This window comes from Sphingomonas segetis, from assembly GCF_009720245.1.
Taxonomy (GTDB): domain Bacteria; phylum Pseudomonadota; class Alphaproteobacteria; order Sphingomonadales; family Sphingomonadaceae; genus Sphingomicrobium; species Sphingomicrobium segetis.
Map to the genome: position 1 here is coordinate 1 of NZ_WJSQ01000238.1, position 2,583 is coordinate 2,583.

At 67.3% G+C, this 2,583-nt stretch carries 4 protein-coding genes; 2 read left to right on the forward strand and 2 right to left on the reverse strand.

All coding sequences use genetic code 11. The annotated features are described in order from the left end of the window. Positions 1-96: 96 nt before the first annotated feature. Complete coding sequence (locus GH737_RS15500) at positions 97-393, forward strand: hypothetical protein (protein WP_196233218.1); 297 nt, start codon at positions 97-99, stop codon at positions 391-393. Here the strand turns inward: GH737_RS15500 and GH737_RS14280 are convergent. After that, a complete protein-coding gene (locus GH737_RS14280) occupies positions 390-887 on the reverse strand; it encodes a PaaI family thioesterase (protein ID WP_230558834.1) in 498 nt (165 codons plus the stop codon). The two genes, GH737_RS15500 and GH737_RS14280, sit on opposite strands and share 4 nt — an antisense overlap. Positions 888-923: 36 nt before the next feature. Here GH737_RS14280 and kce point away from each other — a divergent pair, with 36 nt between their 5' ends. After that, entirely contained in the window at positions 924-1,877 is a 954-nt protein-coding gene (gene kce / locus GH737_RS14285; RefSeq protein WP_230558835.1) for a 3,5-dioxohexanoate:acetyl-CoA acetone transferase, read from the forward strand. Here kce and GH737_RS14290 read toward each other — a convergent pair. Beyond that, positions 1,872-2,583: MFS transporter (locus GH737_RS14290; RefSeq protein ID WP_155265440.1), on the reverse strand; the 712-nt coding region annotated here is incomplete at its 5' end. The genes kce and GH737_RS14290 overlap by 6 nt on opposite strands.

The window sequence follows — 2,583 nt, forward strand, 5'->3', positions numbered from 1 at the left end:
CCGGCCGGCCGGCCGCGGGTCGCCCCGCAGCCCCCGCCCGACGGGGCAAGGCCGGCCCATGGACTGGGCTGCCGACATATTATAGCCTGCTTTGCCATGTTCGCTCCGCTGGCCACGGGTCGCGGTACCCTTTCCAGAAGCTGCAGGTCGGCTCTCGGTCGGCTGCTCCCGCGAAGCACCACGCCCGAAGCGGATTGCACGCTTTCGGCCTACCGGCTCGACTTCCTCGATGAACGGCGCGTCCGTTACAGCTGTGAATTTCTTGCCGAGACCGACGCCTGGGCGGAATGGCAGGCACAGCTTCGGAGGAGGTCGCTCAGGATGGAGCTGTGGTGCGGTCCAAGGCTGGTCCGCAGCTGGGACTGGCTGGCCGTCGTTCCGCCGTTTCCCTAGTCCTGCCTCGGGATCTTGAACACTCCGCTGGCGCGCGCGACCGGCCCGTCCGGGCCGACCAGGGTGCCGTCGGCGAACACCAAACTCCGCGTCGTGCGCAGGATTCGCACTCGGCTTTCAAGCCAGTCGCCCTCTTTCGCTGCCGCCAGGAAATCGACGCTGAGCGAGATCGTCGGCGCGTGCGAGGCACCCGACGCGGCCTGGGCGCTGTGCCCGAGCGCGATGTCGAGCGCGGACGCGATAACGCCGCCATGGCAGGTTCCCGCGAAGCTGCAATTATGGCCGCGGACCCGGAAGCCGATGCGCGCCGGCTCGCTCGCGGTCCCTTCGAACGCCGGGTCGGCGAAGAACGGGCCGTTGGCCTCGTTGAACCGGTCCTCGGGGTGAAGGACGGCCCAGCCCTCGCCCGCTGCGCCATCGGCGATCCGGCCGTTCATCGAGAATTCGTCCGAGTCATCGTTGAGCTTTCCGGTTCCGCTTGATACCGGTACCAATTACGGCCACGAAGCGCCTTTGCAAGGAGCGAGACGGTGAAAAAGGTGATCATCAGCTGCGCGCTCACCGGGAGCATGCACACCCCGAGCATGTCGCCCTATCTGCCGATCACTCCGGAAAGGATGGTCGAAGAGGGGATCGCGGCCGTCCGGTCGGGAGCCGCGATCCTCCACCTGCACGCGCGCGACCCGGCCGACGGCCGGCCGACCCCTTCGCCCGACGTCTTCATGCAGTTCCTCCCCGCTTTCCACGAGCGCACCGACGCGATCATCAACATCAGCACCGGAGGCGGTCCCGGGATGACCCTCGACCAGCGGCTCGAGGCGGCGATCGCCGTCAGCCCGGAGCTTTGCTCGCTCAACATGGGCTGCATGAACATCGGGCTGTTCGACCTCGCCGACCGCTACGACTTCAAGCATGAATGGGAACGGCCGTTTCTCCTCGCCACCGAGGACCTGATCTCGAAGAACACGTTCAAGGACATCCGGCACATCATCGAGACCCTCGGCGCCGGCGGGACCCGGTTCGAGATGGAATGCTACGAGATCGGCCACCTCTACAATGTCGCCTATTTCGTGGAGCGCGGGCTGTTGAAGCCGCCGCTGCTGATCCAGTCGGTGCTCGGCGTGCGCGGCGGGCTCAGCGCCGATCCGGACAGCCTGTTCTACATGCGCCAGACGGCCGACCGGCTGTTCGGGAAGGATTATGTGTGGTCGATCTTCGGCGCCGGGCGGCACCAGATTCCGGTATGCACGATGGGCGCGCTGATGGGCTCGAGCGTGCGCGTCGGGCTCGAGGACAGCCTCTACCTCAACCGGGGGCAGCTCGCGTCGAGCAATTCCGAGCAGGTCCTGAAGATCAGGCGCATCCTCGACGAGCTCGGCCTCGAGGTGGCCACGCCGGACGAAGCCCGGCAGATGCTCGGGCTCAAGGGCCGCGAGACGGTGAAGCTGGGCGGCGGCGGCGGCGCGGACCGTCTCGCCTCATAAGGCCTCGAGCCGCACGCGCGCGGTCTCCCTGGTTGCGGTCACCCACAGGATCATCGTGGCCAGCGCGAACAGCGCGAACACCGCGAACACGACGCTGATCGGCGCCCCGACATTGAGGATCACGCCGACGAAGAGCGGGGTCAGCATGGATGCCGCACGGGCGAGCGAGCTGCACACTCCGAGCGCAACCGCGCGGATGTGCGTCGGATAGCTCTCGGCGGTGTAGGGCCACACGATCAGCGAGCTTACCGAGATGCACAGCTGGCCGGTCACGATGAGCGTCACCAGCAGCCACACCTCCGAGGGACGGTAGAAGGTCAGGATGGCAAGAGCGACGGCGGCCACGGCGGTCCCGAAAATGGCGAACGGCCGCCGTCCGACGGAATCGACCAGCACCGCGATCCCGATCGTGGCGACCAGGAACAGCGCGGCCGGCATCGCCGCATATTTGAGCGCGTCCGCAACCGGGATGTTGAACACGGTCACGTAGATCGACGGAATCCAGGTGGTGAGCCCAAAGGTCGCGAACGAGGTCAAAAACCACAGCAGCAGGATGACGATCGTCCTCGAGCGGTATGCGGGCGAGAACAGCTCGGACAGCCGGACACGGGTCGCGGGCCGCCGGTCCGCGGCCGCGTCCGTCTCGGCCGGGACGCCCTCCGGGACCATCGCCCCGCCGAGCTTGAGCAGCGCGCGGTTCGCGGCG

Bases quoted from the DNA above. Each gene is read 5' to 3' on its own strand.
- GH737_RS15500 (WP_196233218.1), top strand. From the start codon at position 97: ATGTTCGCTCCGCTGGCCACGGGTCGCGGTACCCTTTCCAGAAGCTGC.